This is a genomic window from Streptomyces rectiviolaceus, assembly GCF_039533825.1.
GTDB lineage: Bacteria > Actinomycetota > Actinomycetes > Streptomycetales > Streptomycetaceae > Streptomyces > Streptomyces rectiviolaceus.
This window is the reverse complement of the sequence record NZ_BAAAUG010000118.1, coordinates 1-26,410: the sequence shown is the minus strand read 5'-3', so window position 1 is coordinate 26,410 and position 26,410 is coordinate 1. Positions and strand designations below refer to the sequence as shown.

Genomic DNA, 26,410 nt, shown 5'->3' with positions numbered 1-26,410 from the left:
ATTCCAGCCCGTCCGGCGTTTGAGGACGAACTCGGCGAAGCCGGTGACAGCAGACGGTGCCGAATTAACCGCCGAGCTCCTGGTGACGCGCGGCCAGGGCCACCGCGCCGGCATCCGTCAGCGAACCGAAGAGGTGCAGCCGCGAAATGCCGCCGTCCGGGAAGATGTCGATGCGCACGTGCGTGCCGACGACCGGGGCGTCCAGGACGAAGCGGTGGTTGGTGTCGGGCTGCAGGCGGGTGCGGGGCAGCGCCTCGACCCATTTGCCGCTCTCGCCGTCACGGACGGAGAGCGAAGCCCAGCCCGCCGAATTGCCCTTCAAGTAGGCCGTGTCGATCTCGACGACGCGGATCTCCGCCTGCTGGACCAGCTGGTAGCGGATCCAGTCGTTGCCGTTGTCACGGCGGCGGCGGGTCTCCCAGCCGTCGTCCATCTTGCGGGAGCGGCCCGGCTGGATGGTGTTGGTGGCCGGGGAGTAGAAGCGGTCGGACGCGTCCTCGACCTGGCCGCCGTTCTCCAGGGCGACGACGTCGAACGTGCCGAGCGCGGCGAGCCACTTGGGGTCGGCGACGACCTCGCCGTAGACGCGCAGGCGCGCGATGCCGCCGTCCGGGTGCTGGTTGACGCGCAGGTGCGTGAAGCGCTGCTCGACGTCGACCGCGAAGCCGTTGGCCGCGTGGCCGCCGACCGCCGTGCGCGGTACGAGAGTCGTCCACTTCACGTCGTCCGCGAGGAGTTCATCGGGGGTCGGCGAACCGTCGACGCTCGTGCCCTCCACGGACACAGCCTGCGGGTAGTTGCCGCGGAAGTGGGTGGTGTCGATGACGATGCCGCGCACGACGCCGGGGGCGCCGAGGCGTACGAGCGCCCAGTCGTGGTCGTCGGCGGTCGGCCACGGGTGCTCGCCGGAGACGCCACGGCGGCGGCGGGTCTCCCAGCCGTCCATGACCTTGCCCTTGTGCCCGAAGTGCTCCGGGTCGAAGACGGCGTCGTGGGCCAGGAGCAGGTTCTCGCGCATGGCGAAGAACTCGTCGTTGGCGGCGATGACGCCCGCGCCGAGCTGGCGGTCCGCGAGGTTCGCGTACTGGGTGAAGGGGAAGTCGGCGGTGCGGTAGTCCGCGAAGGGGTCGCCGCCGCCGTAGGGGCTCGCGTCTCCGGTGAAGCTGGGTATCGCCGTCGTCACAGTGATCAGTTCTTCCTTTCCAGAAGTCGGCCTGCGGGTTCGCTGAACTCGCCGCCGTGCAGGATGCGTTCGCCGCGCAGCCAGGTGGACTTCACTACGCCGCTGAGGGTCTTGCCCGCGTACGCAGTGACTCGGTTCCGGTGCTGCAGCTCCGCGGGGTCCACGGTGAAGGTCTCGTCGGGCGCGAGGACCGCGAAGTCGGCGTCGCGGCCGGCCTCGATGGCGCCCTTCTGGTCGAGTCCGACCAGTTCGGAGGTGCGCGTCGACATCCAGCGCACCACGTCGTCGAGGCTGTGGCCGCGCTTGCGGGCCTCGGTCCAGATCGCGGGGAGGCTGAGCTGGAGCCCGGAGATGCCGCCCCACGCGGTCGCGAAGTCGTCGGTCTTGAGGTCGGCGGTGGACGGCGAGTGGTCCGTCACGACGCAGTCGATGGTGCCGTCGGCGAGCGCGTCCCAGAGCAGGTCCTGGTTGGCGGCCTCGCGGATGGGCGGGCAGCACTTGAACTCGCTCGCGCCGTCCGGGACTTCCTCCGCCGTGAGCGTGAGGTAGTGCGGGCAGGTCTCGACGGTGAGCTTGACGCCATCGCGCTTGGCGGCGGCGATCAGGGGCAGCGCGTCGGACGACGACAGGTGCAGTACGTGGACCCGGGCGCCGAGCCGCTTGGCGAGTCCGATGAGGCCCTCGATCGCGGCGTCCTCGGAGACGCGCGGCCGGGTGTCCAGGTAGTCGGTGTACTTGGGGCCGCTCTTGTGCGGGGCGGCGTCCAGCTCGTGCGGGTCCTCGGCGTGCACGATGAGCAGTCCGCCAAACCCGGCGATCTCCGCCATGGAAGTGGCGAGCCGGTCCTGGTCCAGGTGCGGGAACTCGTCCACGCCGGACGGCGAGAGGAAGCACTTGAAGCCGTAGACCCCGGCGTCGTGCAGGGGCTTGAGGTCGGCGACGTTGTCGGGAAGGGCGCCGCCCCAGAAGCCGATGTCGATGTGCGCCTTGGTGCGCGCGACGTCCTGCTTCGTGCGCAGGTTGTCGACCGTCGTGGTGGGCGGCAGGGAGTTGAGCGGCATGTCGACGAGGGTCGTGATGCCGCCGGCGGCCGCGGCGCGGGTGGCGGTCCAGAAGCCCTCCCACTCCGTGCGGCCCGGGTCGTTCACATGGACGTGCGTGTCGACGAGTCCGGGCAGCAGGACGTCGTCACCGAAGTCCTCGAGCCTGGCACCCGCCGGTACGTCGGCGTCGTACGCCAGCACGGCCGCGATCTTCCCCCCGGAGACCGTGACCGACGCGGCGCGGGTTCCCTGTGGAGTGATCACGCGAGTCGAGCGCAGCACCAGTTCTACGTCCACGTCCTCAACGCCCTCTCTTCGCTGTTGCTTGCCTGTTCGTTCTGTTCGTTCTTTTCCGCTACACAGACCATTCGATTCCGCTAAACGGAATTCAACGTTCTGTTGAATGAGTCTTCACGGCCGACCCCGAACCGTCAAGAGGCCACCTGGAGGGCGCTGGACGTTTCCACAAAGTGGAATTAGAATTCCGCAGGCCAGAACGTAGCTACGCACAACCGGGCCGTCAAACGATCACCAGGCGCGACGGCGGAGAAGCGGACAAAGACCCCCCGACCGGTCCCTCGACGGCCCTGACCGGCAATGACGCCAAGGCCGTCAAGGGACCTGGCGAGGAACCGCCCGGTAGGCTGCTGACTTGCCCGTCAGCCCCGAAAGGACTGCGCCGTGCCGACGTCAAGCGCCAGCGACGCCTCCACCGAAGTCGCCGCCTCCAAGCCGCCCGCTGCCAGCGGTGGTGTCCAGTCCCTCGAGCGCGCCTTCGACCTCCTCGAACGCATGGCGGACGCCGGAGGCGAGGTCGGCCTGAGCGAGCTCTCCGCCAGCAGCGGCCTCCCGCTCCCCACGATCCACCGCCTGATGCGCACGCTGGTCGCCTGCGGCTACGTACGTCAGCAGCCCAACCGTCGCTACTCGCTCGGCCCGCGCCTGATCCGCCTCGGCGAATCGGCCTCGCGCCTCCTCGGCACCTGGGCGCGCCCCTACCTCGCGCGGCTGGTCGAGGAGACCGGCGAGACCGCGAACATGGCGCTGCTCGACGGGGACGAGATCGTGTACGTCGCGCAGGTGCCGTCCAAGCACTCCATGCGGATGTTCACCGAGGTGGGCCGCCGGGTCCTCCCCCACTCCACGGGCGTCGGCAAGGCACTCCTGGCGCACACGCCGCCGGAGGAGGTGCGCGCGCTCCTCGCCCGCACCGGGATGCCCGCCGCCACGGAGAAGACGATCACCACGCCCGAGGGTTTCCTCGACGCGCTCGAGGAGGTCCGCAGTGCGGGCTTCGCGGTCGACGACAACGAGCAGGAGATCGGGGTGCGCTGCCTGGCAGTGTCGGTCCCCAACTCCCCCACGGCGGCGGCCATTTCGATCTCCGGCCCGGCGGGCCGCGTGACGGAGGCCGCCGTGGAGAAGATCGTGCCGGTGCTGCAGGAAGTGGCGGTGGAGTTGTCCGCCGCGCTGGCCAGCTCGGGGCCGGCCGCCTAGAGGGGGGTCTCCTCCCGCTCTCAGCCACGGACGGGCTGAAGATCTCCCTTACCGGGGGGATCTTCAGCCCGTCCGGCGTTTGAGGACGAACTCGGCGGAGCCGGTGATCAACGGTGCGCGCCGCCCCGGATCAGCCCACGCGCAGTGGCCACCGCGACGGCCGCCGTACGCGAATCAACCCCCAGCTTCGCGTAAATGTGCACCAGATGGGACTTCACGGTGGCCTGGCTCAGAAAGAGCCGCTTGCTGACCTCCTGGTTGGAAAGACCCTCCCGCACCAGCCGCAGCACTTCCAGCTCCCGCCCGGTCAACGCCTCCCCGGGCGCCCGCATCCGGTCCATCAGCCGATGTGCGATCGCGGGCGCGAGTGCGGACTGCCCCGCTGCCGCGGTCCGCACCGCCGCGGCGAGCTCCTCCGGTGGCGCGTCCTTCAGGAGATATCCCGCGGCCCCCGCCTCGACCGCGGCGAGGATGTCGGCGTCCGTGTCGTACGTCGTCAGGACCAGCACCCGCGGCGCCCCCGCCACGGCGGCGATCGCGGCCGTGGCCTGCGCCCCGTGCATCCCTGGCCCGAACTGGAGATCCATCAGGACGACGTCGAAGCCGCCGGTCGCGGCGAGCGACACCGCTGCCTCGGCCGTCGCCGCCTCCCCCACGACGGCGAAGTCGGGCTCGGTGTCGAGCACCGCGCGCAGCCCGGCGCGCACAACGGGGTGATCGTCGGCGAGGAGCAGCCTGATGGGCTCCGGCACTTCAGGGCTCACAGCGCGGCCCCCGTCGGAAGCGGCAGCGTGACGGCGACGGCTGTCCCCTGCCCCGGCGCCGACTCCACGCTCAGCGTCCCGCCGAGCGACCGGGCCCGCGCGCGCATCGCGGGCAGCCCGAAGCCCCCGTCCCCACAGGGCACCGAGGCCGGGTCGAAGCCGCGCCCGTCGTCGACAACGTCCAGGGACACCGAGGTGTCCATGAAGCTGAGGGTGATCTCGGCGCGGCCCGCGCCCGCGTGCCGGACGGTGTTCGCGAGGGCGGACTGAGCGGTGCGGAGGAGAGCCACTTCGTACGGCGTGGGCAGCTCGGTGGGTGTGCCGCTCACCGTGAACTGGACGTGGACGTCCGAGCCCGGCGACGCGGACGCGGAGAGCCGCTCAAGGGCTGCGGCCAGCGAGCCGCGCTCCAGGTCGGGCGGGCTGAGGGCCCGCACGAAGCGCCGCGCCTCCGCGAGGTTGTCCTGCGCGGCGGCACGGGCCTGCTCGATGTGCGGCGCGGCGGGCGATCCCGCGGGCAGCGTGCGTTGCGCGGCGCGCAGCAGGAGCTGGATGGAGGAGAGGCCCTGCGCGAGCGTGTCGTGGATCTCGCGGGCGAGACGCTCGCGCTCCGCGAGAGTGCCCGCCGTCCGCTCGGCGGCTGCGAGTTCGGCCCGCGTGGCCACGAGCTCGTCGATCAGCCGGCGGCGCCGTTCGCTCTCCCGGTACAGCGCCTCGTACCCGAGGACGGTGGCGACCGCCACGGCCGCGCCGAGCAGCGGCCCGATGAAGCTGCCGGGCGATACGGGCGAGCCGTGCAGCAGGAAGCTGGCGATGGCGGCGGCGGCCGTCAGCGCGACGGTCGGCAGGGCCCAGCGCACAGGCAGCAGATGCAGTTGCAGGAAGTACAGGGGGAAGGCCGTCCACAGCCCGTCCGGCGACAGGACGAGCAGCGCCGCCCAGCACACGCCGAGCGCCGCGAGCCACACCGCCGCGGCGCGCTGCGAGCGCGCGACGGCCGGGCTGAGGACACCCGCCGCGTAGACGGCCCCCATACCGAGCACGACCCCCACGACAGCGCCGGCCCGGGGCATCCCGTCGGCCACGGCCCGCACCACGGCAAGCGCAAGCAGCCCGGCGAGCAGCGCGTGCAGACAGAGCCGCAGGGCCAGAGCCACGGGGGTGGTCCGGGAGGGAGCCAGAGAGTCAGCGAAGAACATCGGGGGCTCCTCGATCGGGAGCGGCGGAGACACCACCTCAACCGGCACCACGGGCCGGGCCTCGGCCCGGTGTGGAGGTGGAGGCTCGGCGCGGTGTGGAGGCTCGGCGCGGTGTGGGGGGAGAGGCTCGGCGCGGGGTGGGGGCGGGGGCTCGGTGGGGGTGGTCATCGGACCCTCCAGCCTAGGCGCAGCCGTCCCCGCTGCCGTCAACCGAAAGGTTGATCGCGGGCTCCCCCCTTCGATTCGGGTGAAGCGTGCTGTGGCGCGATGCCGCGGGGGCGTGCGCGGACGGAGGGTAGGGGCATGTTCGTCGCATGGAGAGACCTTCGGTTCGCCAAGGGGCGGTTCGCCCTGATGGGAGCCGTCGTCGTGCTCATCACTCTGCTCGTGGGGCTGCTTTCCGGGCTCACGGCCGGGCTCGCCAGGGAGAACACCTCCGCGATCACCGGCCTCCCCGCGGACCACCTCGCCTTCGCCGCGCCACCGTCCGGCCAGTCCGTCTCCTTCACCAACTCCCAGGTGGAAGAGCGCGCCTGGGAGACCTGGGCGAAGCAGCCCGGAGTACGGTCCGCTGAGCCCATCGGCATCAGCACCCTCAACGCCACCGCGGGCGACCGCTCGGCCGCGGTGTCCGCTTTCGGGGTCGAACCGGATTCCGGGATCGCGCCCGACGGCGTCGCGCCGGGCGAGGCCGTGCTCTCCGAGAAGGCCGCGGAGGACCTGGGCGTCGGCCCCGGGGACACGGTGCGGCTCGGCGGGAGTGGGGTCGAGGAGGAGGTCGCGCGGGTCGCGTCGGACGCCTCGTACAGCCATACCCCTGTCGTATGGACAGCGCTCGACGACTGGCAGGGGCTCGGCCACCGGGGTACGTCGATGGACGAGCAGGCCACGGTCATCGCGCTGCGGACCGGCGGCGGGGCCGATCTCGCGGCCGGGGACAAGGCGGCGGGCACGGAGACGAAATCCCTCGACGGCGCGCTCACGGCCATCGGCTCCTACCAGGCGGAGAACGGTTCGCTGCAGCTCATGCGCGGCTTCCTCTTCGTCATCTCCGCGCTCGTCATAGGGGCGTTCTTCACGGTGTGGACGATTCAACGCGCCGGTGACATCGCGGTGTTGAAGGCACTGGGCGCCTCCACTCCGTATCTGCTCAGGGACGCCCTCGGGCAGGCCGTGCTGATGCTCGCCGTCGGGACGGCCCTGGGGACGGGCATCGCCGCGCTGGTCGGTGCCGCGATCAGCGGCGGCGACGTCCCCTTCGTGCTCGATCCGCCGACCGTGCTGTGGCCCGCCGCCGTGATGATCGCCCTCGGGGCGTTGGGCGCGGGCCTGTCCGTCCGGCGGATCACCGCCGTTGATCCACTGACCGCACTGGGGAGTGCCCGATGAGTCTGTCCCTCGAAGACATCACGCTGACGTACCCGGACGGGGAGGGGCGCCTCACGGCGCTCGACGGCATCGGACTCGATGTCCCCGCCGGGACGCTCACGGCGATCGTCGGCCCTTCCGGCTCGGGGAAGTCCAGCCTGCTCGCGGTGGCGGCGACGCTGGTGACTCCCGACGCGGGACGGGTGGTGGTCGGAGGTACGGAGACGGGTGCGCTGTCCGCGACGGAGCGTGCGGAGTTGCGGCGCCGGAGGATGGGGATCGTCTTCCAGCAGCCGAATCTGCTGGCGTCGCTGACCGCGCTCGAACAGGTGGAGCTGATGGCGCGCCTGGACGGGAGCGGACGTTCCGGCGAAGTACGCGAGCGGGCGCGGGAACTCCTGGACACCGTGGGCATCGCAGGGCTCGCGCACCGGCGTCCGCACCAGCTGTCGGGCGGTCAGCGCCAACGGGTCGGCATCGCACGGGCGTTGATGAACGCGCCGGCCGTGCTCCTGGTGGACGAGCCGACCAGCGCACTGGATCACGAGCGGGGAGCGGCGGTCCTCGAACTCCTCGGACGGCTCACGCGGGAGTGGGGCACGGCGACGGTCCTGGTCACGCATGACCGGGCGCGGTTGGCCATCGCCGACCGGGTGGTGGAGTTGGTGGACGGGAGGATGGGGGTTGCGGCGGAGGGTGACGCCCCCTAGCGCCGGGCCCCGAAGGGGCGCGGGGAACTGCGCGACCAGCCCCCACCGGCCCGCACCCGCAGGTCCATCACCGAACGGGAAGGGGCGCCCGCGCACGGAGCGCGCTCAAGAGCACACCCGCACGGAGCTCGCTCAAGAGCACAGCGGGGAGAAATCCTCCGCCCTGACCTTCCGCAGCGCCCGCCGAACCCCCCGCGGCACAACAGGCCCCGGCACGACCATCACCCGGCACCCCGCACGCCCCTGGACGTACCGCCGCGCCCTCCCCCAACCCCGCCCCCTGCCAAGGACCACAAGATCCTCCGCGGACTCGGCCAAGTCGCACACCGCCCGCCCCGCCGAGCCCCGCACCACCCACCGCTCGACGACAACCCCCAACGGCGCCCCGGCGAACACGTCATCGAAGGCCCGGTCGAGCCGCCCCCGAGCCTCCGACTCCCAATGCCCGGCCCACGCCCGGTCCGGACGCCGCGCGTACAGCCCCTCCCCCTCCGGCGGCTCCCACGCGATCACCGCTACCAGGACACGACCGGCCCCGCGCGCCTCCTCCACCGCCACCCGTAGCGCCGCAAGGCTCGCCGGCGAACCGCTCACTCCCACGACGACCCGCGCTCCCACGGCCAACCCCTCTCCTCGTCGCACCAGACCAATCCGGCCCGCTCGCCAGGAGTCTGTACGCTGATTGGCCTGGCAGGCAGGGCCAATCAGCAGGAGGTGGCATGGCAGACGTACGCGTTGTCCACGACGTGGACCGGCGGCTCGGCAGCAGGCAGCTGGCCCAGCTGGTGACCGGCGCGGCCGGCGGTCACCCCGGCTACCGCGCCCTCGCGCAAGGCATCCGCACCCTCCTCCTGGACGGCCGCATCCCCCTGCACACCCGGCTCCCCGCGGAACGCGAGCTCGCCACGGCGCTCGGTGTCAGCAGGGCCACCGTCACCGCCTCGTACGACCTCCTGCGCGAGGGCGGCTACGCCCGCAGCAGGCGCGGCGCGGGCACCTGGACCGAGCTGCCCGACGGGTGCCGCCCCGCCGGCGTGGCCGCGTTCCCGGCGGGCGACGGCATGCTCGACCTCGCGGTGGCCGCACCCGGCGCACCCGAGGCGGACCTGACCGACGCACTCGCCGCCGCGGCCGCCGCCCTCCCCGGGCACGCGTCGACACCGGGCTACCACCCGTACGGGCTCCCGGAGTTGAGGGAAGCGGTCGCCGAGCGTTTCACGCGGCGCGGTCTGCCCACCCTCCCCGACCAGATCCTGATCACCACCGGCGCCCAGCACGCGCTGTCCCTCACTCTCTCGCTCCTCGGCAGGCCGGGCGACCGCATCCTGGTCGAGAACCCCTCGTACCCGAACGCTCTCGACGCGATCCGCCGCGCCGGTCTGCGCGCCACGCCCGTGCCCGTGACCGACACCGGCTGGGACACCGGCCTCGTCGAGTCGACACTCCGTCAGGCGGCGCCCCGCATCGCCTACTTGGTCCCCGACTTCCAGAACCCGACGGGCAGTCTGATGCCCAGGGAGCAGCGCGTACGCATCCTGGAGACCGCCCGCGCCACCGGCAGCTGGCTCGTGATCGACGAGACCATCGCCGACATCGCGCTCGACGGGCCGCCGCCCGCGCCCTTCGCCTCGCTGGCCCCGCACGGCGTGGGCGAACAGGTCGTCACCGTCGGCTCGTTGAGCAAGACGCACTGGGGCGGGCTGCGCATCGGCTGGGTGCGGGCGGGCTCACGGCTCATCACGGAGCTGGCGACCGCGCGCGTACCCTCCGACATGTCGACCCCGGTGATCGAGCAGCTCGTCGCGCTGCATCTGCTCGGCGGCATGGACGACGTACTGCGTGACCGGCTGCCGCGCCTGCGCGCCCAGCGGGACGCGCTCGCCGCCTCGCTCGCCCACCATCTCCCCGAGTGGCGCTGGCAAACGCCGCCGGGTGGCCTGTCGCTCTGGGTGGACCTGGGCCGGCCGATCGCCTCGGCCCTGGCGCGCGCGGTGCTCGACCACGGCGTACGCATCGAGGGCGGCGCCCGCTTCGGCGCGGATCCCGGCACGCATGAGCACCGCCTTCGCATTCCCTACACGCTGCCGCCCGCGTCGGGCGAGGAGGCGGTCCGACGCCTTGCCGCCGCGCTCGGCGAGGGCCTTGGCCACACGGCCACCGGGGGTCCCCGCAACTGGGTCGCCTAGGGCGGCCGGGAGGCGTCCACGTTCACGGCGCCTCAGCGGGCGCGCCGCCTACCTCGGCCCCGGCTCCCCGAAGAGCTCCACCGCTCCCCGGACCGCCGCGAGCCCGGTGGCCAGCGCGCTGACGGAGCCGATCGCTCCCGCGACGAGCAGCAGCGACCGCCGCAGCCTCGGCACCTCCGGGGCGCCGCTCAGCGCCATCGCCGCCAGTGCCGCCAGCTCGTCCTCGGCGATGCCCCGGTCGGGGAACTCGACCGGATGCGCGGCGAGCTCACGGCGCAGCCTTGAGACCGCCGCGCCCAACTCCGCGACTCGCGGGTCCTCATCGCTGCCGGTCACTCGCCTCTGCCCCATGCTCCGCAACACAGCTCTCCCCCTCGCACGACGTCGTGCGCATGTTCTCGTTCAGATCTTGCCGCCCCCGCGCGGCGTTGGTCAGACGCCAAGGGGCCGCGGATCAGTAAACGCCACGAGAAGCAGGACGCGCCACTTTCTGGCCGGAAGGCCGGAAGACACCGCCTCGGCCGCGGAAGGCTCTCGCGGCTCTCGCGGCTCCCGCGGCCGTCGCGACCGGACGGGCAGGGTGCGGTATGCAGGAGCCATGACGAATCCGATGATCGCCGGACTTCTCCTCGCGGCGGGCGGCGGCCGACGCCTCGGCGGCCGGCCGAAGGCGCTTCTCGACCACCAGGGGCGACCCCTGGTGGAACACGCGGTCCGCGTACTGCGCGAGGGCGGATGCACGCGCGTGCACGTGGTGCTCGGCGCGGACGCCGATGTCGTACGCGAGAAGGCCTCGCTGCCCGGCTGCGTACTGATCGACAACCCCGAGTGGGCGGACGGGATGGGTTCGTCGCTGCGGGCGGGGCTGAACTCCCTGCGCGAGGACAGCACCGACGCCGACGCCGACGCCGCTCTTGTCTCGCTCGTCGATCAGCCGGGCATCGGTGCGGCCGCCGTGGCGCGTGTGTACGCCGCCTACCGCTCGCCCGCCACCCTCGCGGCCGCCGCGTACGACGGGGAGCGCGGGCACCCCGTGCTCTTCGGCGCGGATCACTGGGCGGGCATCGCGGCGAGCGCGGTGGGTGACCGCGGGGCGCGTGCCTATCTGAAGGAACACGCCGCGCAGATCGCGCTCGTCGAGTGCGGGGATGTGGCCCAGGCGTACGACATCGACACACCCGCCGACCTGATCCACCTTGAGTAATCAGCGTGGCACTCAGCGACACGTTCTGTCGATGAAGAGAATCTCGACGTCAACAGACGATTGAACTTCCACTATGAGGAAACTAGTATCCACTGTTCAGAAGCACCCGTTCCCTCAAGTGGGGCCCACGGCCGTATCTCGGCTCCGGTGGCACTGAGTGTCACTGCGAATGCCCGGCGGTCGCCAAGGCGCCACCTGTGAAGCTCGCTGAAGGAAGTGACAGCTCATGTCCGCACCAGCGCAGTCCCCGCTGGCCATCGTCGACGCGGAGCCTCTGCCGCGGCAGGAAGAGGTCCTCACCGACGCGGCCCTCGCCTTTGTGGCCGAGCTGCACCGGCTCTTCACGCCCCGCCGTGACGAGCTCCTCACCCGCCGCTCCGAGCGCCGCGCCGAGATCGCCCGCACCTCCACGCTCGACTTCCTGCCCGAGACCGCGGCGATCCGCGCGGACGACTCCTGGAAGGTCGCGCCGGCCCCGGCCGCCCTGAACGACCGCCGTGTCGAGATCACCGGTCCGACCGACCGGAAGATGACCATCAACGCCCTGAACTCGGGCGCCAAGGTCTGGCTCGCGGACTTCGAGGACGCCTCGGCGCCCACCTGGGAGAACGTGGTCCTCGGCCAGCTCAACCTCGCCGACGCCTACGAGCGCCGCGTCGACTTCACGGACGACCGCACCGGCAAGTCGTACGCCCTCAAGGACGCCGACGAGCTCGCCACCGTCGTCATGCGCCCGCGCGGCTGGCACCTGGACGAGCGTCACCTGCAGCTCGAGGGCACCCCGGTCCCGGGCGCGCTCGTGGACTTCGGCCTGTACTTCTTCCACAACGCCAAGCGCCTCATCGAGCTCGGCAAGGGCCCGTACTTCTACCTCCCGAAGACGGAGTCGTACCTGGAGGCCCGCCTCTGGAACGACATCTTCGTCTTCGCGCAGGACTACGTCGGCATCCCGCAGGGCACCGTCCGCGCCACGGTCCTCATCGAGACGATCACGGCCGCGTACGAGATGGAGGAGATCCTCTACGAGCTCCGCGACCACGCGTCGGGCCTGAACGCGGGCCGCTGGGACTACCTCTTCTCCATCGTCAAGAACTTCCGTGACGGCGGCTCGAAGTTCGTCCTGCCGGACCGCAACCTCGTGACGATGACGGCCCCCTTCATGCGGGCGTACACCGAACTCCTCGTCCGCACCTGCCACAAGCGCGGCGCGCACGCGATCGGCGGCATGGCGGCGTTCATCCCGTCCCGCAAGGACGCGGAAGTCAACAAGGTCGCCTTCGAGAAGGTCAAGAACGACAAGGACCGCGAGGCGGGCGACGGCTTCGACGGCTCCTGGGTCGCGCACCCGGACCTGGTCCCGATCGCGATGAAGTCGTTCGACGCGGTCCTCGGCGAGAAGCCCAACCAGAAGGACCGCCTGCGCGAGGACGTCTCCGTGGCCGCGGGCGACCTGATCGCCATCGACTCCCTCGACGCGAAGCCCACGTACGACGGCCTGGTCAACGCCGTCCAGGTCGGCATCCGCTACATCGAGGCGTGGCTGCGCGGCCTCGGCGCCGTCGCCATCTTCAACCTCATGGAGGACGCGGCCACCGCCGAGATCTCGCGCTCGCAGATCTGGCAGTGGATCAACGCGGGCGTCGTCTTCGAGAACGGCCAGACGGCCACCGCCGACCTCGCCCGCGAGGTCGCCGCCGCCGAACTGGACGCGATCCGCGCCGAGATCGGCGAGGAGGCCTTCGCCTCCGGCAAGTGGCAGCAGGCCCACGACCTCCTCCTCCAGGTCTCCCTGGACGCGGACTACGCGGACTTCCTGACCCTCCCGGCGTACGAGCAACTGCGCTGATCTCCCTGCGGAGTTCACGACGAGGCCCCCGGCACCGCACAGCGCCGGGGGCTCAGTCATGCCCCCCGTCAGAGGCGCCCCGTAAGGGGCGCGGGGAACTGCGCGACCAGCCACAGGCGACCCGCACTAGCCGATGTGCCGCGACCAATCCTGCTCAGCCGCAGGCTTGCCATGCAGATCGGGCACCCGCTTCAGCCAGGCCGGACGCCCCTTCTCCGTGGCGGCAGCACGCTGAGCGTCGGCAGCGGCAAGCTCTCCCCGACTGGGAAAGTCCACCGGCAGCCAGACCGCGGAGGCGCGAACGCGGGCCAGCAAGAAGGCCACGTACGCCTCCCGCACCTCCGCAGGGGACGAGAACCCCGGCTCAGATGCCAGCCACGCGTCCGGCACAAGAGCGACGATCTCGCGGAGCACGGACTCCGTGACGAGCGGCGCCAGTTCGGCGTCGGCGGCGACGGTGTCGGGCGCGTAACCCCCGAGGGCGTGATGCCGGAAGTCGTACGCCTTGTCCGGCGCGGACGCGCCCCAGCGGTGGTGGAAGACGAGCGCCGCCCCGTGGTCGATCAGCCACAGCCTCGGCCGCTGGATGCCGAACGTGGGCCAGACCATCAGGTTCGAACTGTGCACCGTGCGGTCGACGTTCGCGGTGAGCGCGTCGAGCCACACCACCTTGCCCGCCTCCAGCGGATCGACGTCCAGCGCCTCGGGAGTGAAGTCCACGGCGCCCGGCAGGAGATCCATGCCCAGGTTGAGCCCGGCGCTGGCGTCGAGCAGGTCCCGCACCTCCTGGTGCGGCTCGTCCACGGCGACCGCCGGGTCGAAGTGGACCAGAACGAGCTCGGGGAAGCGCAGGCCGAGGTGGCGGGCCAGTTCGCCGACGATGATCTCGGCGACCAGCGCCTTGCGGCCCTGCGCCGACCCGGTGAACTTCACGACGTACGTCCCCAGGTCGTCGGCCTCGACGACACCGGGCACGGAGCCGCCGGCCCGCAGCGGCTCGATGTAGCGGGTTGCAACGACCTGCCTCAACGTCTTCAACGGTCCCGCTTCCCGCTTCCCAGTTTCCCTCGTACTCACGGCCTCCGGCATGAAGCGAGCATAGTAACCAAGCGTCACAGCAGGCCATCGCCTGCGGCGCGGCAGCGGGGGCGTCACGTGCCAGGGCCCGGGTCACGTGTCAGGCCCCGGCGTTCGCCGGTTTCCGCGAGCAGGATCGCGCACATGATCAGGGCGGCGCCGCCGAGGTTGAGGCCGGTGAAAGTGTCTCCGGAGAGCCAGTAGCCGCAGAGCCCGGCGAACACGGGTTCCATCGCCATGATCAGTGCGATGCGGCCGGGCGAAGAGGTGGCGAATGCCTTGGTCTTGATGAAGAAGGCGAGGGCCGAGCCCGGGATCGCGGTCACGGCCAGAGCGAGCCAGACGCTCTGCGCGGCGGGGGCGGTGAGGGCCCCGGTGACGACGGTCCACAGGAGTCCCGACAGGCCCACCACTGTCAGCTGTACGAAGGTGAGGAGCCCTGTGTGGGTGCCGGGGCCGACGCACGCGAGGATCACGTTCTGCACCGTGAAGGAGAGGGCGCAGCCCAGCATCAGGATGTCGCCGCGGTTCACCGAAAGGCCGGTGAGGGTGAGCAGCGAAAGACCGATCAGGGCCAGGACGGCGCCCGCGGCTTGGCGCGGGCGGTGCGGTGTGCGCAGCACGAGCGCCGCGAGCAGCGGGGTGAGGACCACGGCGAGGCCGGTGATGAAGGCGGCGTTCGACACCGTGGTGTGTTCGAGACCAGCGGTCTGCAACGCGTATCCCACGAAGAGCACGCCTCCGGCCACGGCGCCGCCCCGCACCTCGCGCGCTGTCATGCAGCTCATCTCGCGGGCCTGGAGGAGGCCGACGACGGCCGCCGCGCCGAGGAAGCGGTAGGCGAGGAACGCCTGGACGGATATGAGGACGATGGCGTCCTGGACGACCACATACGTCCAGCCCCACAGCGCCGTCACTCCCAGCATGCCCAGCGCCCATCTGCCGGATCCGCCGGCTTCCGGGACGGGCCGGGTGGCGCCGAGGCTCACATGAGAGTTTCTCCGGCAATTCCCATGGAAAGTTGACGAGCGAAATAAAGAGTGCCTATTCGGTAATTCTTCATCTGTCACAATGGGCCTCATTTGCCACGCGGGACACCATATGGTTGGCCGAAATGACCGGCTAGAATTGCCGCACCAGGAAGCTATCATGGCCCGATGTGCCGACTTCCGGACCGCTTTTGATTGGAATTACCGACCGCCGGAAGAACATGCAGAGAAGCCATGGGAGGAAGGAAGTGAACCACGCAAGCAGTGCTGATTCGGCCATACCGTCGGTGGATCTTTCATCGATGAAATCTGTTGCTGAAATCAGTGAAACATGCCGTAGCCACGGGTTCTTCTTCGTACGCAATCATGGGGTGCCGGTCGAGCTTGTCGCTTCGGCATTCGAAGAGACTCGAAATTTCTACCTCCGGCCACTTGGGGAGAAGATCGAGTTCAACGCCGGTGTGGGTTCGCAGTTCCTGGGCTACCGGAGCCTTGGCCGGGAGAAGAGCACCTCGCACATGGGCGGCGAGGCCTGTGAGCAGTACCGGATCGGCAGGACGGCAGGCGCTCTGGCGTCAGGCCGGTCGGCCGACTTCTACCATGAGCCCTTCAGGCGGTGCGCCGCTCTCTTCGAGCGCATGACGGTCCTGGGTGACAGGATCTTCTCGGCCTGCGTCGAAGGACTTGCCCTGGGCGGCGATTCCTTCGCCCCCTACATGAAGTCGCCGATGCACCGCCTTGGCCTCAACTACTACAAGGTCGGATATGGCGCGGAGATCGCCAATACGGTCGACTATGCGATGTCGCCGCACGTCGATCACGCCATCTTTACCGTTATCGCCCAGGACAAACCGGGCCTGGAAGTACAGGACCCCGACGGCTCCTGGATTCATGTTCCGGTGACTCCGGACGCGCTATTCGTATTCCTTGGCGACTACGTGCAGCGGTGGACGAACGGGGCGTACCGATCGGCATTGCACCGCGTCGGCCCTGTGCCCGTCGACAGAATATCCATTCAGTACAAACACCGGCCGTCCTACAGCACGGTGGTCGCGCCTCTGGATCCCTTCGTCGACGAGGAGAACCCGCCCCGCTACGACCCGTTCGACACGGGGAGCCTGTACGAGTCCCTGCTGGAATCCCTGCTCGGGGGCACCGAGGCCGCACCCCGTTGATCCGGAACGGCTCAGTCCCGCCTGCCCCCCGTGCGAGACTCGGCCCATGGACATGGGCCGTGAGTCGCGCTGGGAAAAGGACGCGATGACCGTCGAGATCATGTTCGCGTTGGTCAGCGCGGCGTTCGTCGCGGTCGCGGTGTTCTTCATCGTGGTGCTTCCCACGCTGGTCTGGGACGTGTCGGCGCGCGTCGACAAGGGGTTCCAGGCGGCCGCCGTGGTGTTGGGGCTCGGGGCCGCCGGGTGGCGTGTGGTTCATGTGCTGCTGAGTTACGGCCGACGTCAGCGGGCCGGGCGCTGAAGGGCGGGCCCGGTACAGGTCAGTAGGACAGGACCGCCCGCACCCTTTTGCCGCCGCCCGTGACCGGGGAGACATCGAAACGCTGCGCCAACAGCCGCACCATGGCCAGCCCACGGCCGCTTTCTCGTTCGGCGCTCAGTGGTCGTGGGCGGGGCCGCGCCGAGTTGTTGTCGTAGACCTCGACGACAACGCTGGCGTCGAATATCTGCAGGCACAAGCGGCAGGCGCTGCCGCCATGCTGGGTAGCGTTGGTGACCAGTTCAGACACGATGAGCTTTGCGTCATCGATGTGCTCGGCATCCACCCGACGCGCCCGATGCCGCTCTCGCCCAAGGAAAGCGGAGGTCAGTTTCCGGGCCTGGCCGGCCGACGCGGCCGCCTGCGGCAGCAGGAATTCCACTCGCGCGGAATGCCGATGAGCACGCCTGTGCGCACGCATGGCGGATCACTTCCCCTCCCAGGACAACTGCGCATGCGCGCGCGGTCTGGCCACGAGCCAGGCCACAGCGTCTTTGGCGGCCGGTCCTACTCGTAGCACCTTCCCCTCGAGGGGCATCACCAACCTGCGAGCAGGCCCCGAGCCGACGAGGCTCAGGAGCCAAACGCCTTTGTCGTCGGGCTGCCGCCCCGCAGCCACGAGCAAGCCGCGTTTAGAACAGCAGAGTTGGGACACACCCTCAGTCATCTGCGCCCTGCGTCCTGCGTCCTGCACACGAGCCAAGCGTCGGGCGCTTCCGCATCAGGAGCCACATTTCCCCTCTGGATCAGCGTTGACCTGGCCGCCATCGGCATACTGGTGAGCTCGCCCATGCAACTGCAACTGCCGCCAGTTCCGACACACAACCCACCCTGCTGGTGGGCGGGCTGCGCCAACAGGACGCGGTGTCCGCCGGATTCCGCGAATCCACACTGGTCCCCCGGGGCAATGGCAGTAGACATAGGGGGCACGGTGTTGAGGGACGCATACTTCACGACGGAACAGTGCCCCACCTGCGGGCGCCATACCGACGGCCTCTCCAACCGGTTCGCCTGCACGGCCTGCGACACCGTCTGGGATTCCGGGGATTCCGGATCAATCGTGAGCCTTGGTCCGCCGAGTCCTCATCCCGCAGACGGACTTCACCGCCACCGGGCCTTCGGAGCGGAACCTCCGCACTTCCTGCTGAACGACTGAGCGGACAGCAGTCAGGCTTCGCGCAAGGCCTTCGCGAGGACACCCTCGCCGGACACCTCGATCCGGCCCGCCTTCACCCCTTCGGCGACCGTCAGCGCGCCATGGCCCACCGCGACACAGGCCTCAGCGTCGAGGGTCAGGAGCGCGTCGGGTGTTTCGGGGGCGGGTCCGTCGCCGTACGACACGTCCTCGCCCCCCACACGTACGTGGAACTCCCCCTCGTCCAGGCGGACCTGGACCACCCCTTCCGCCCCTTCCGCCCCGAGCCCCGCCAGGCCCCGCAGCAGCGGCAGCGCGAACCAGTGGGCACGGACCGCGTCCGTCGGCGCGCGCTCCTGGAGGACGGGCGCGCCCCAGGCGGCGAGCGCCTGGAGGACCGGCAGCAACTCGCGGCCCCGCTCGGTGAGTTCGTAGACGTACGCCGCCGAAGGCGGGGGCAGGCGGCGGCGCGTCGTCAGGCCCTCGCGCTCCATGTCCTTGAGGCGAGAGGCGAGGACGTCCGTGCTGACGCCCGGCAGATCGGCGTGCAGGTCGGTGTAGCGGCGGGGGCCGACCAGGAGTTCCCGGACGATCAGCAGGGTCCAGCGGTCACCCACGGCGTCGAGGGCACGGGCGGCAGCGCAGTACTGGTCATAGCTTCGGCGAGGCCTGGGTGCAGGTGGCATGCGACTCAGTCTATGCAAGTTGTTGGACTTTCCAAGCTCCAGCTTGGTAAAACCAAGTAACTCACGTCACGGGAGGCACAGCGCATGGAGTTCCGGCAGTCCAGCAAGCTCAGCGAGGTCTGTTACGAGATCCGGGGCCCGGTCATCGAGCACGCCGACGCCCTGGAGGAGGCGGGCCACAGCGTTCTGCGCCTGAACACCGGCAACCCCGCGCTCTTCGGCTTCGAGGCGCCCGAGGAGATCGTCCAGGACATGATCCGGATGCTCCCCCAGGCGCACGGCTACACGGACTCGCGCGGCGTCCTCTCGGCCCGCCGAGCCGTGGCCCAGCGCTACCAGGCCCTTGGCCTCGACGAGGTCTCCGTGGACGACGTCTTCCTCGGCAACGGCGTCTCCGAGCTGGTCACGATGGCCGTCCAGGCCCTCCTGGAGGACGGCGACGAAGTCCTCATCCCGGCCCCGGACTTCCCCCTCTGGACCGCGGTGACGACCCTCTCCGGAGGCAAGGCCGTCCACTACATGTGCGACGAGTCCGCGGACTGGTACCCGGACCTGGACGACATGGCATCGAAGATCACCGACCGGACGAAGGCCGTCGTGATCATCAACCCGAACAACCCCACGGGCGCCGTGTATCCGAAGGAAGTCCTCGAGGGCATCCTCGACCTGGCGCGCCGCCACGGCCTGATGGTCTTCGCCGACGAGATCTACGACCAGATCCTGTACGACGACGCCGTACATCACAGCGTGGCCGCCCTCGCCCCGGATCTCGTCGTCCTCACCTTCTGCGGGCTTTCGAAGACCTACCGCGTGGCGGGCTTCCGCTCCGGCTGGCTGGTCGTCACCGGCCCACAGCAGCACGCGAAGAGCTACCTGGAGGGGCTGACCATGCTCGCCTCCATGCGGCTGTGCCCGAACGCCCCCGCCCAGTACGCCATCCAGGCCGCGCTCGGCGGTCGGCAGTCCATCCGCGAGCTGACCGCGCCCGGCGGCAGGCTGCACGTGCAGCGCGACATGGCGTGGCGGAAGCTGAACGAGATCCCCGGTGTCTCGTGCGTGAAGCCGAAGGGAGCCCTCTACGCCTTCGCGCGCCTCGACCCCAAGGTCCACCCCATCCACGACGACGAGAAGTTCGTCCTCGACCTGCTCCTCCAGGAGAAGATCCAGGTCGTCCAGGGCACGGGCTTCAACTGGCCGCGCCCCGACCACTTCCGCATCCTGACCCTCCCTTACGCTGACGACCTCGACGCGGCGATCAGCCGCATCGGCCGCTTCCTCAGCGGATACCGCCAGTGATGTCACCGGACGACGGGGGTCGTGTGTCTCTCTGTTCCGCCTGCCGGGTCCCTTCCCTCACCCAGTTCGCCTCGCCCGACCTCGTCGAGCGCATCGTGTACGGCGGGCTCGACCGCGCGGCCGACCCGGCCTGGGCGGAATCGGGCGCCGCCACGCTCGACGACTACGCGCGCTGGTGCGGCCACCTGTGCGGTCTGACGTGCCTGCGGATGACGCTCGGCACGACCGCGCCCTCGCTCTTCGAGCTGCGGGACGGCGCGCTGAAGTATGGCGCGTACACGGAGGATGCCGACGGCACCATCCGCGGCCTGATCTACGCCCCGTTCGCGGAGTACGTACGCGATGTGCACGGCGTCAACGCCACGGTGCACCGGCACCTCACGGTGGAGGAGATCGTCGGCCTGCTCGACGAAGGCCGCTCGGTGATGGTCTCGGTGCACTACGAGATCCGCCGCCCGCACCGGCCTTCGCCCGGCCGGGGCGGCCATCTGGTGCTGGTCACGGGGCGTTCCGCGGACGGGGGCCTGCACCTGCACAACCCCTCCGGGATCGACGCAGGGACGCGGACGGCGGACATGGCACTTTCGGACTTCGAGCCGTTCTTCGCCGGACGCGGGGTGTCCCTGCGCTGACAGAGGGTCATCCTTACTGCCAGGATGGCGCGATGATGCGTGGAGGCAGGGTCGCCATCGTGGGTGGAAGCATCGCCGGATGCGCCGCCGCACTCGCCGCGTACCGCGGTGGCGCCGATGAGATCACGGTGTACGAGCGGGCCGCGGGTCACCTCGCCGACCGCGGTGTCGGGCTCGCGGTGCACAACTCCCGTTACGTGGAGCTGGATTCCGCCGGGTATCTGGACGCGGACATGCCGTGGGTGCAGCTGGAGCGGCGCCGCTGGTATGTGCGGGACGGTTCGGCGGCGGGGCCGCTCGGCCACGAGATCGGGACGATGGCGTTCCCATTCCGTACGTACAACTGGGGCCCCCTGTGGCGTGAGTTGCGCGGCCGTGTGCCCGATTCCGTGGTCTTCCGGCCGGGCGTGGCGGTCGAGGAGGTGCGCACGGGCCGCGATGACGCCGAGGTGGACACCGCGCTCGGCACCGAGCGCGTCGACCTCGTGGTCGGCGCCGACGGCTACCGCTCCGTGGTCCGTACGGCGGCGTTCGCCACCGTGCGTCCCGCGTACGCCGGTTACCTTGCCTGGCGCGGCGCCTTCCCGGTCGGCCGTCTCGCGGACCCGGAGCTGTGGGCGGAGGAGGACTGCGCGTACGTCGTCTTCCCCGGCGGCCATGTCATCGTCTACCGCATCCCGGACGGCGTCGGCGGTCACCGCGTCAACTGGGTCCTGTACACGGCGCCGCCGCCGGACCTCGACCTGGGGCTCGGCCTCGACCTGCGGCTCACCGCCCCCACCAGCCTGCCGCCCGGCGGTCTCACGGAGGCCCTCTCCTCTCATCTCACGTACGTGTGCGACGAGTTGCTGCCGCCCTACTGGGGCGACCTCGTCCGTGCGACCACCCCCGACGAGCTCTTCCTCCAGCCGATGTACGACTTCACGGCGCCCCGCTACACCACGGGCCGTGTGCTCCTGATGGGCGACGCCGCCACCGTCGCCCGGCCGCACACCGGGGCGGGCGCGGTCAAGGCGCTGCAGGACGCGACGGTCCTGGAGTCCGCCTTCGCCACGGCCACGACCTGGCCGGACGCGCTCGACACGTACGACACCGACCGCACCGTGGCGGGCGGTGCGATGGTCGATCTCGGGCGGCGCCTCGGCCGCGCGCTCGTCGAGGAGACGCCGCCGTGGCGGTCGATGGACCAGACGGCGCTTGAGACGTGGTGGAAGCAGGCCGATGGCGGCGGGGCGTTCGGGGGCCGTGAGCTGAGGCGGTGAAGGCTGATACCCACTCGCCGGTTTGGGTATGCACGCCAAGATCAATAAGATCCGGCGATGATCACAAGACAACGGCTGGCGGCCGGGGCCTTCGCCCTGCTCGCCGCCTTGACCGCCGGGCTCGGCACTGCGGGTCCCGCCGCCGCCGACGACGAAGAACCGGCACAGCCATCGCCCAAGGTCGAGCTCGTTCTCGACGTCAGCGGTTCGATGCGGGCCCGCGACATCGACGGCAAGTCCCGGATGGCGGCGGCGAAGCAGGCGTTCAACGAGGTCCTCGACGCCACACCGGACGAAGTCCAGCTCGGCATACGCACGTTGGGCGCCAATTACCACGGCGACGACCGCAAGACGGGCTGCAAGGACACCGAGCTCCTCTACCCGGTCGCGGAGCTCGACCGCGCGGGGCGCACCGACGCGAAGACCGCGGTGGCCACGCTCGCGCCCACCGGCTGGACGCCGATCGGTCCGACGCTCCTGAAGGCCGCCGACGACCTCAAGGACGACAACACCGAGCGCAGCCGCCGCATCGTCCTCATCTCCGACGGCGAGGACACCTGCCAGCCGCTCGACCCCTGCGAGGTGGCCCGCAAGATCGCCGCCGAGGGCATCCACCTGACGGTCGACACGCTCGGCCTGGTGCCGGACGCCAAGACCCGCGACCAGCTGAGCTGCATCGCGGAGGCCACCGGCGGTACGTACACGTCGGTGCGGCACACCGATGAACTCTCCGGCCGGGTCAAGCAGTTGGTGGACCGCGCCGCGGACCCCGTCGCCACCCCGGTCGCGGCCGAGGGCGCCGCCCAGTGCTCCGACGCCCCGCAGCTGAACGCGGGCGTCTACACCGACCGCGAGAAGTTCGGCGAGCACCGCTGGTACCGCGTCGACGTCAAGCCGGGCCAGGAGCTGCGCGCTTCCGTCAGCGTCGGCGCCGACCGCGCGGTCAACAGGGACTACGGCGTGCTGCTGCGCGCATCGACCGTGCACGGACGCGAGATCGTGCGGGGCTCGGAGGCGGGTGACGGACGTACGGACGTGATCTCGACCGGCCTGCGCTATCCGAAGCCCGAAGAGGACGGTGACGACGGGGAAGAGACGGACGGGAAGAGCGGGCCCGCGGCCGAGACCGTGTGTCTCCAGGTGAGCAACTCCTTCTCGGCCCCCGCATCGGTCAAGACGACGCCGGGCCTGCCCGTCGAGCTGGCAGTCGACTTGGTGGACGCGCCCGACGAGGCGTCGGACGTGGCGTCCTTCGGCCTGGGCAACGGCTGGTGGCTGCTCGGCGCGCTGATCCTCACCGGCTTCGTCGCCGGTCTGGTCTGGGGCTGGGTCTCGCGCTGGCGCTTCGCGGTCTGGAGGACCAACTGATGCGTACGACACGTGTGTTGAGTCGAGCCGGGGTACTGGCCGGTGCGGCGCTGCTCGCCCTCGCCGGGACGGCGGGCGCGGCTCTCGCCGACAGCTCGGACAGCTCCGCCGGTGATGACAAGCCGACCGAGGCCGGTACCTCCTTCCGTACCGCGACCGCGATCCAGCAGGACCAGGAGGCCACGGCGGAGGCGTCCACCGGCGACTACCTGTACTGGTCGTTCCCAGCGGACGTCGGGCAGCGCCCCACCGTGCACGCCACGGTGAAGCTGCCCGACGGCGCCGCGCGGCACGGCGATTCCACCTGGCAGGTCGATGTGTACGACGGGCTGCGGCGCCACCAGGCGTGCCGGTTCGGCGCGCAGACCAGGACGGCGGCCCAGGACGACGCCACGGTCGAACTCTCCTGCACGCTGCGCACGGTGCGCGCCTTGGCCGAGCCGTGGGCCAACGACCCGCTGCCCGGCACGTACTACGCCCGGCTTACGGTCACCGGCCTCAAGGCGGACGACCTGGGTCTGCCGATGAAGGCCGCGACCGAGGTCACGTCGAGCGACGCGGGCGGCGCCCAGGCGGTGGACGGCGCGCTTGCGGAGCCGCTGGTGCCGGGGGTCGGCACGAAGATGGCGGCGGCGTCCAGTGAGCCGGAGGACGGCTGGGCGTCGGGCTGGTGGTCGTCCCGCTGGCTGTGGACCGCGGCCGGCGGCGTGCTCGGCGCCCTCGCGGGCATCGGGGGGTACTGCCTGACGCGCGGCTCGGGCCGCCCGGCGCGCGTACCTGCGGGGATCTAACCTCGGTGGTGGCCGGGCCGGGTCTTCCGGTCCGGCCACCACCGACAGAACAGGAAGTTGTGCACCATGGGTGACCTGCTCCTCGTCCGGCACGGCGAGACCGAGTGGTCCATGACCGGGCAGCACACCAGCTGGACGGACATTCCGCTCACCGAGAACGGCAGGGAGCAGGCGCGTGGGCTCGCACCGCTGGTCGGGAGGTTCCGGATCGGCGCGGCGTTCACGAGCCCCCGGCAGCGGGCCCGGGACACGGCGGAGTTGGCGGGGTTCCCGGACGCCCGGGTGGACCCCGACCTGAGCGAGTGGGACTACGGGGCGTACGAAGGGGTCACGACGGTGGAGATCCACCGCACCCGCCCCGACTGGTTTCTGTTCACCGACGGAGTGGCCCCGGGCCCCGCCGAGCACCCGGGTGAGACCCCGGAGCAGGTCGGCGAGCGGGCCGACCGGATGCTGGCCAAGGTGGACGCGGCACTGGCCAACTACGAGGCCAGCGTGGTCCTTTTCGCGCATTCCCACTTCCTGCGGGTGCTGACGGCCCGGCGGCTCGGACTGCCGGTTTCGGGCGGGGCGTCGTTCCAGCTGGCGACGGGGACGGTCTGCCGCCTCAGTACGGAGCACGGACGCCCGGTGGTGGCGAGCTGGAACATCCGCCCGTAAAACCAGGCACACTCTGTCCCATATAGCACTCTCACCACCAAGAAGGATCACTAATGATCACGCTCAAGAAGGAAGACGGACCGGCTGATCTCGGCGGAGTGACCCGTCTGTCCATAGGTGTGTCCTGGGACCCCACCGTCGGCAGCAGCGGCGGGGTGCTGGGGAAGCTCCGCCAGAAGGCCGGCACCGACCTCGACCTGATCGCCATCGCGATGGCAGGGGCGGATCCGGTGCGCCTCGCCGGTCTCGACTCGCTCGACCCGCTGGGCAACGGCTCGCTGGTGCACAGCGGGGACAACCAGACCGGCAAGGGCGACGGTGACGACGAGACGGTGACCGTCGAGTTCGAGCGCGTGCCGGACAACATCACGGCCATCGTGTTCGTCGCCGCCGCGTACAAGAAGCGCAGCGCCTTCCAGAACGCGCGCAACATCAGCTTCAAGGTGTACGACGCCACGGGCGGCAGCATCCAGCAGGTCGCCGACATCTGGCCGAGCCTGCTCACCAACGACAACGGCTGCGCCGTGGCCAAGGCGGTCCGGGAAGGCGGGGCCTGGAAGCTCCACGTCATCAACGAGACCGGGAAGATCAAGCAGGGCGACGAGCAGGCCCTGATGCGCTTCGCGATGAGCAAGTAGCGGGAGCCCGGGCCGGCCGCTCGCCCCGGTCGGCCCGGTCGGGGCAAGCGGCCGGCCCGGCCCCGGTTCGACACGCGCCCCCAAGATCATCAAGACTTGCCGCCATGCGATACGGCGTGAACCTCCTCAACTTCGGCTCCGGCACCACCCCCGACTCCCTCGTCCGTCAGGCGACCGACGCCCGCGACATCGGGTTCGGCTTTGCGATGATCTCCGACCACATAACGGTCACCCCCGACGTGCACACGGTCTATCCGGCCCCGTTCTACGACCAGTTCGTGCTCGCCGCGCATCTCGCGGGCCGCGTACCGGGTCTGCGGCTCGGCACGACGATCACCGTGATCCCCTACCGCCACCCGCTCCAGACCGCCCGCCTCGCCGCCAACATCGACCAGCTCAACGAAGCGGGCTTCATCCTCGGCGCCGGTGTCGGCTGGTCCCGCGCCGAGTACGAGGCACTTGGCGTCCCGTTCGACGAGCGCGGCGCCATCACGGACGAATACCTCACCGCGATCCGCGCCGCATGGGCCGATGAGACGACCTCGTTCCAGGGCCGGTACGTCTCCTACGAGGGCATCCGCAACGCCCCTGCCCCGGCGACGCACCTGCCCGTCTGGGTCGGCGGCAACTCCCCCGCCGCCCAGCGCCGCGCGGCCCGCCTCGGCGAGGGCTGGCATCCGTTCATGCCGACGCTCGAAGCCGTGCGGACGGCGCTGCCCCGGATCGCTGCCGAGGCCGAGGCCGCCGGGCGCCCCGCGCCCGACCTCGTGCCCCGCCTCCAGCTCCGGCTCGCCCCGCAGCCGGACACGGCACAGCGCCCCCTCGGGCACGGCAGCGTCGACCAGCTCCGGGCCGACCTGGAGGCGCTTGCCGAACTCGGGGCCACGGACATCCTGCTCGACACCTACCCCGGCACGCCCGACGAGCGCGGCACCGCCGACGACGACCGGCGCACGCTCGAGCTCGTCGCCGAGAAGGTCGTCGACCTCGCCACGGGAACCGTTCGCTGAGTCGGCGGCCCGTCGCCCACCGGCAGCCGAGGTCCCGCGGCCGTTGTCAGTGGCGCGAGGCACTATCGGAACCAGGTGGAAGACGACCTGGGGAAGAGGTGGGCCCATGACGAAGCCTCCGACGGCCGCCCAGCGGCGGATCATCGAGGCCGCGGACCCGGCGACGGGACGGCTGAAGGGGAGCGAGGCACAGTTGGCGGGGCTCGTGCGCCACCGCCTCGCCTTCCGGCACCCCCGGCCGCCGCACGCCTACTTCCTGACGCCCACGGGGCATCGCATACGGGAAGGCGCGCAGAGCGGTCCCGCCGCCGATGCCCCCGGCCCTCCCCAGGCCGCCCCCGCTGCCCCCGCCGCCCCCGCAGCCTCCGGCCT

At 70.7% G+C, this 26,410-nt stretch carries 26 protein-coding genes and 1 pseudogene; 17 read left to right on the top strand and 10 right to left on the bottom strand.

The window, feature by feature from the left end; translation table 11 throughout:
• Positions 1-64: 64 nt before the first annotated feature.
• Together alc and allB are read right to left on the bottom strand one after the other, a co-directional pair.
• Positions 65-1,183, bottom strand: coding sequence for an allantoicase (gene alc / locus ABD378_RS29465; RefSeq protein ID WP_344525619.1), 1,119 nt, complete (start codon positions 1,181-1,183; stop codon positions 65-67).
• Positions 1,184-1,188: 5 nt separating this feature from the next.
• Positions 1,189-2,523: an allantoinase AllB gene (allB, locus tag ABD378_RS29460; protein ID WP_344525618.1), complete on the bottom strand. Its 1,335-nt coding sequence runs from the start codon at positions 2,521-2,523 to the stop codon at positions 1,189-1,191.
• A 384-nt stretch (positions 2,524-2,907) separates the two neighbouring features.
• Here allB and ABD378_RS29455 point away from each other — a divergent pair, with 384 nt between their 5' ends.
• Entirely contained in the window at positions 2,908-3,723 is an 816-nt protein-coding gene (locus ABD378_RS29455; protein ID WP_344525617.1) for an IclR family transcriptional regulator, read from the top strand.
• 107 nt (positions 3,724-3,830) lie between these two features.
• On the opposite strand, the gene ABD378_RS29450 is transcribed toward ABD378_RS29455, so the two are convergent.
• Both ABD378_RS29450 and ABD378_RS29445 read right to left on the bottom strand, forming a co-directional pair.
• Complete coding sequence (locus ABD378_RS29450; RefSeq protein WP_344525685.1) at positions 3,831-4,475, bottom strand: response regulator; 645 nt, start codon at positions 4,473-4,475, stop codon at positions 3,831-3,833.
• 8 nt (positions 4,476-4,483) lie between these two features.
• Positions 4,484-5,686 carry a sensor histidine kinase gene (locus ABD378_RS29445; RefSeq protein ID WP_344525616.1) on the bottom strand — a complete coding sequence of 401 codons (1,203 nt, stop codon included), beginning with the start codon at positions 5,684-5,686 and terminating at the stop codon, positions 4,484-4,486.
• Positions 5,687-5,989: 303 nt separating this feature from the next.
• Here ABD378_RS29445 and ABD378_RS29440 point away from each other — a divergent pair, with 303 nt between their 5' ends.
• A complete protein-coding gene (locus ABD378_RS29440; protein ID WP_344525615.1) occupies positions 5,990-7,075 on the top strand; it encodes an ABC transporter permease in 1,086 nt (361 codons plus the stop codon).
• Positions 7,072-7,764, top strand: a complete 693-nt coding sequence (locus tag ABD378_RS29435) for an ABC transporter ATP-binding protein (protein ID WP_344525613.1) — start codon at positions 7,072-7,074, stop codon at positions 7,762-7,764. The genes ABD378_RS29440 and ABD378_RS29435 overlap by 4 nt, the downstream gene beginning before the upstream one ends.
• Positions 7,765-7,896: 132 nt before the next feature.
• On the opposite strand, the gene ABD378_RS29430 is transcribed toward ABD378_RS29435, so the two are convergent.
• Entirely contained in the window at positions 7,897-8,382 is a 486-nt protein-coding gene (locus tag ABD378_RS29430; protein WP_344525611.1) for a universal stress protein, read from the bottom strand.
• A gap of 101 nt (positions 8,383-8,483) precedes the next feature.
• Between ABD378_RS29430 and yczR the strand changes: the two genes are divergently transcribed.
• Positions 8,484-9,950, top strand: a complete 1,467-nt coding sequence (gene yczR / locus ABD378_RS29425; protein ID WP_344525609.1) for a MocR-like transcription factor YczR — start codon at positions 8,484-8,486, stop codon at positions 9,948-9,950.
• A gap of 48 nt (positions 9,951-9,998) precedes the next feature.
• Here yczR and ABD378_RS29420 read toward each other — a convergent pair whose 3' ends face one another.
• Positions 9,999-10,313 carry a DUF5955 family protein gene (locus ABD378_RS29420; RefSeq protein ID WP_344525607.1) on the bottom strand — a complete coding sequence of 105 codons (315 nt, stop codon included), beginning with the start codon at positions 10,311-10,313 and terminating at the stop codon, positions 9,999-10,001.
• Positions 10,314-10,548: 235 nt separating this feature from the next.
• Between ABD378_RS29420 and ABD378_RS29415 the strand changes: the two genes are divergently transcribed.
• Positions 10,549-11,154: a nucleotidyltransferase family protein gene (locus ABD378_RS29415; RefSeq protein WP_344525605.1), complete on the top strand. Its 606-nt coding sequence runs from the start codon at positions 10,549-10,551 to the stop codon at positions 11,152-11,154.
• Positions 11,155-11,380: 226 nt separating this feature from the next.
• Complete coding sequence (aceB, locus tag ABD378_RS29410; protein WP_344525603.1) at positions 11,381-13,000, top strand: malate synthase A; 1,620 nt, start codon at positions 11,381-11,383, stop codon at positions 12,998-13,000.
• A gap of 126 nt (positions 13,001-13,126) precedes the next feature.
• Here aceB and ABD378_RS29405 read toward each other — a convergent pair whose 3' ends face one another.
• Both ABD378_RS29405 and ABD378_RS29400 read right to left on the bottom strand, forming a co-directional pair.
• On the bottom strand, positions 13,127-14,089 hold the full coding sequence (locus ABD378_RS29405; protein ID WP_344525601.1) for a HipA family kinase: 963 nt from the start codon (positions 14,087-14,089) through the stop codon (positions 13,127-13,129).
• A 62-nt stretch (positions 14,090-14,151) separates the two neighbouring features.
• On the bottom strand, positions 14,152-15,003 hold the full coding sequence (locus tag ABD378_RS29400; protein WP_344525599.1) for a DMT family transporter: 852 nt from the start codon (positions 15,001-15,003) through the stop codon (positions 14,152-14,154).
• Positions 15,004-15,314: 311 nt separating this feature from the next.
• On the opposite strand from ABD378_RS29400, the gene ABD378_RS29395 reads away from it, so the two are divergent.
• Positions 15,315-16,241 carry a 2OG-Fe(II) oxygenase family protein gene (locus tag ABD378_RS29395; RefSeq protein WP_344525597.1) on the top strand — a complete coding sequence of 309 codons (927 nt, stop codon included), beginning with the start codon at positions 15,315-15,317 and terminating at the stop codon, positions 16,239-16,241.
• Between the two features lie 46 nt (positions 16,242-16,287).
• Positions 16,288-16,542: a DUF6332 family protein gene (locus ABD378_RS29390; protein WP_344525595.1), complete on the top strand. Its 255-nt coding sequence runs from the start codon at positions 16,288-16,290 to the stop codon at positions 16,540-16,542.
• A gap of 19 nt (positions 16,543-16,561) precedes the next feature.
• On the opposite strand, the gene ABD378_RS29385 is transcribed toward ABD378_RS29390, so the two are convergent.
• The gene (locus ABD378_RS29385; protein WP_344525593.1) at positions 16,562-16,942 is read right to left on the bottom strand and encodes an ATP-binding protein; all 381 of its coding nucleotides are present in this window, start codon (positions 16,940-16,942) and stop codon (positions 16,562-16,564) included.
• Positions 16,943-17,727: 785 nt separating this feature from the next.
• Positions 17,728-18,381 (bottom strand): winged helix-turn-helix transcriptional regulator, encoded by a 654-nt coding sequence (locus ABD378_RS29380; protein ID WP_344525591.1) that lies wholly within the window; start codon positions 18,379-18,381, stop codon positions 17,728-17,730.
• An 84-nt stretch (positions 18,382-18,465) separates the two neighbouring features.
• On the opposite strand from ABD378_RS29380, the gene ABD378_RS29375 reads away from it, so the two are divergent.
• The 9 genes and pseudogenes from ABD378_RS29375 to ABD378_RS29335 all read left to right on the top strand — a co-directional run.
• Positions 18,466-19,677, top strand: coding sequence for a pyridoxal phosphate-dependent aminotransferase (locus ABD378_RS29375; protein ID WP_344525589.1), 1,212 nt, complete (start codon positions 18,466-18,468; stop codon positions 19,675-19,677).
• 23 nt (positions 19,678-19,700) lie between these two features.
• A complete protein-coding gene (locus ABD378_RS29370; RefSeq protein WP_344525587.1) occupies positions 19,701-20,309 on the top strand; it encodes a C39 family peptidase in 609 nt (202 codons plus the stop codon).
• Between the two features lie 35 nt (positions 20,310-20,344).
• Positions 20,345-21,571: an FAD-dependent monooxygenase gene (locus ABD378_RS29365; RefSeq protein WP_386546628.1), complete on the top strand. Its 1,227-nt coding sequence runs from the start codon at positions 20,345-20,347 to the stop codon at positions 21,569-21,571.
• Between the two features lie 57 nt (positions 21,572-21,628).
• Positions 21,629-22,939: a VWA domain-containing protein gene (locus ABD378_RS29360; RefSeq protein WP_344525583.1), complete on the top strand. Its 1,311-nt coding sequence runs from the start codon at positions 21,629-21,631 to the stop codon at positions 22,937-22,939.
• Entirely contained in the window at positions 22,939-23,730 is a 792-nt protein-coding gene (locus ABD378_RS29355; protein WP_344525581.1) for a hypothetical protein, read from the top strand. Before ABD378_RS29360 ends, ABD378_RS29355 begins: the two co-directional genes overlap by 1 nt.
• 66 nt (positions 23,731-23,796) lie before the next feature.
• Positions 23,797-24,390: a histidine phosphatase family protein gene (locus tag ABD378_RS29350; protein WP_344525579.1), complete on the top strand. Its 594-nt coding sequence runs from the start codon at positions 23,797-23,799 to the stop codon at positions 24,388-24,390.
• A gap of 53 nt (positions 24,391-24,443) precedes the next feature.
• Entirely contained in the window at positions 24,444-25,028 is a 585-nt protein-coding gene (locus ABD378_RS29345) for a TerD family protein (RefSeq protein WP_344525577.1), read from the top strand.
• 104 nt (positions 25,029-25,132) lie between these two features.
• Positions 25,133-26,038, top strand: a complete 906-nt coding sequence (locus tag ABD378_RS29340) for a TIGR03619 family F420-dependent LLM class oxidoreductase (protein ID WP_344525575.1) — start codon at positions 25,133-25,135, stop codon at positions 26,036-26,038.
• Between the two features lie 106 nt (positions 26,039-26,144).
• Positions 26,145-26,410 (top strand): annotated as a pseudogene (locus ABD378_RS29335) (hypothetical protein); the annotation flags it as partial.

What these genes read in the sequence shown, in the direction of transcription:
- ABD378_RS29445 (WP_344525616.1), bottom strand. Translation starts at nt 5,686, where the DNA reads ATGTTCTTCGCTGACTCTCTGGCTCCCTCCCGGACCACCCCCGTGGCT.
- ABD378_RS29440 (WP_344525615.1), top strand. Translation starts at nt 5,990, where the DNA reads ATGTTCGTCGCATGGAGAGACCTTCGGTTCGCCAAGGGGCGGTTCGCC.
- ABD378_RS29435 (WP_344525613.1), top strand. Translation starts at nt 7,072, where the DNA reads ATGAGTCTGTCCCTCGAAGACATCACGCTGACGTACCCGGACGGGGAG.
- yczR (WP_344525609.1), top strand. Translation starts at nt 8,484, where the DNA reads ATGGCAGACGTACGCGTTGTCCACGACGTGGACCGGCGGCTCGGCAGC.
- ABD378_RS29415 (WP_344525605.1), top strand. Translation starts at nt 10,549, where the DNA reads ATGACGAATCCGATGATCGCCGGACTTCTCCTCGCGGCGGGCGGCGGC.
- aceB (WP_344525603.1), top strand. Translation starts at nt 11,381, where the DNA reads ATGTCCGCACCAGCGCAGTCCCCGCTGGCCATCGTCGACGCGGAGCCT.
- ABD378_RS29405 (WP_344525601.1), bottom strand. Translation starts at nt 14,089, where the DNA reads ATGCCGGAGGCCGTGAGTACGAGGGAAACTGGGAAGCGGGAAGCGGGA.
- ABD378_RS29400 (WP_344525599.1), bottom strand. Translation starts at nt 15,003, where the DNA reads ATGCTGGGAGTGACGGCGCTGTGGGGCTGGACGTATGTGGTCGTCCAG.
- ABD378_RS29390 (WP_344525595.1), top strand. Translation starts at nt 16,288, where the DNA reads ATGGACATGGGCCGTGAGTCGCGCTGGGAAAAGGACGCGATGACCGTC.
- ABD378_RS29380 (WP_344525591.1), bottom strand. Translation starts at nt 18,381, where the DNA reads ATGCCACCTGCACCCAGGCCTCGCCGAAGCTATGACCAGTACTGCGCT.
- ABD378_RS29375 (WP_344525589.1), top strand. Translation starts at nt 18,466, where the DNA reads ATGGAGTTCCGGCAGTCCAGCAAGCTCAGCGAGGTCTGTTACGAGATC.
- ABD378_RS29365 (WP_386546628.1), top strand. Translation starts at nt 20,345, where the DNA reads ATGCGTGGAGGCAGGGTCGCCATCGTGGGTGGAAGCATCGCCGGATGC.
- ABD378_RS29360 (WP_344525583.1), top strand. Translation starts at nt 21,629, where the DNA reads ATGATCACAAGACAACGGCTGGCGGCCGGGGCCTTCGCCCTGCTCGCC.
- ABD378_RS29355 (WP_344525581.1), top strand. Translation starts at nt 22,939, where the DNA reads ATGCGTACGACACGTGTGTTGAGTCGAGCCGGGGTACTGGCCGGTGCG.
- ABD378_RS29350 (WP_344525579.1), top strand. Translation starts at nt 23,797, where the DNA reads ATGGGTGACCTGCTCCTCGTCCGGCACGGCGAGACCGAGTGGTCCATG.
- ABD378_RS29345 (WP_344525577.1), top strand. Translation starts at nt 24,444, where the DNA reads ATGATCACGCTCAAGAAGGAAGACGGACCGGCTGATCTCGGCGGAGTG.
- ABD378_RS29340 (WP_344525575.1), top strand. Translation starts at nt 25,133, where the DNA reads ATGCGATACGGCGTGAACCTCCTCAACTTCGGCTCCGGCACCACCCCC.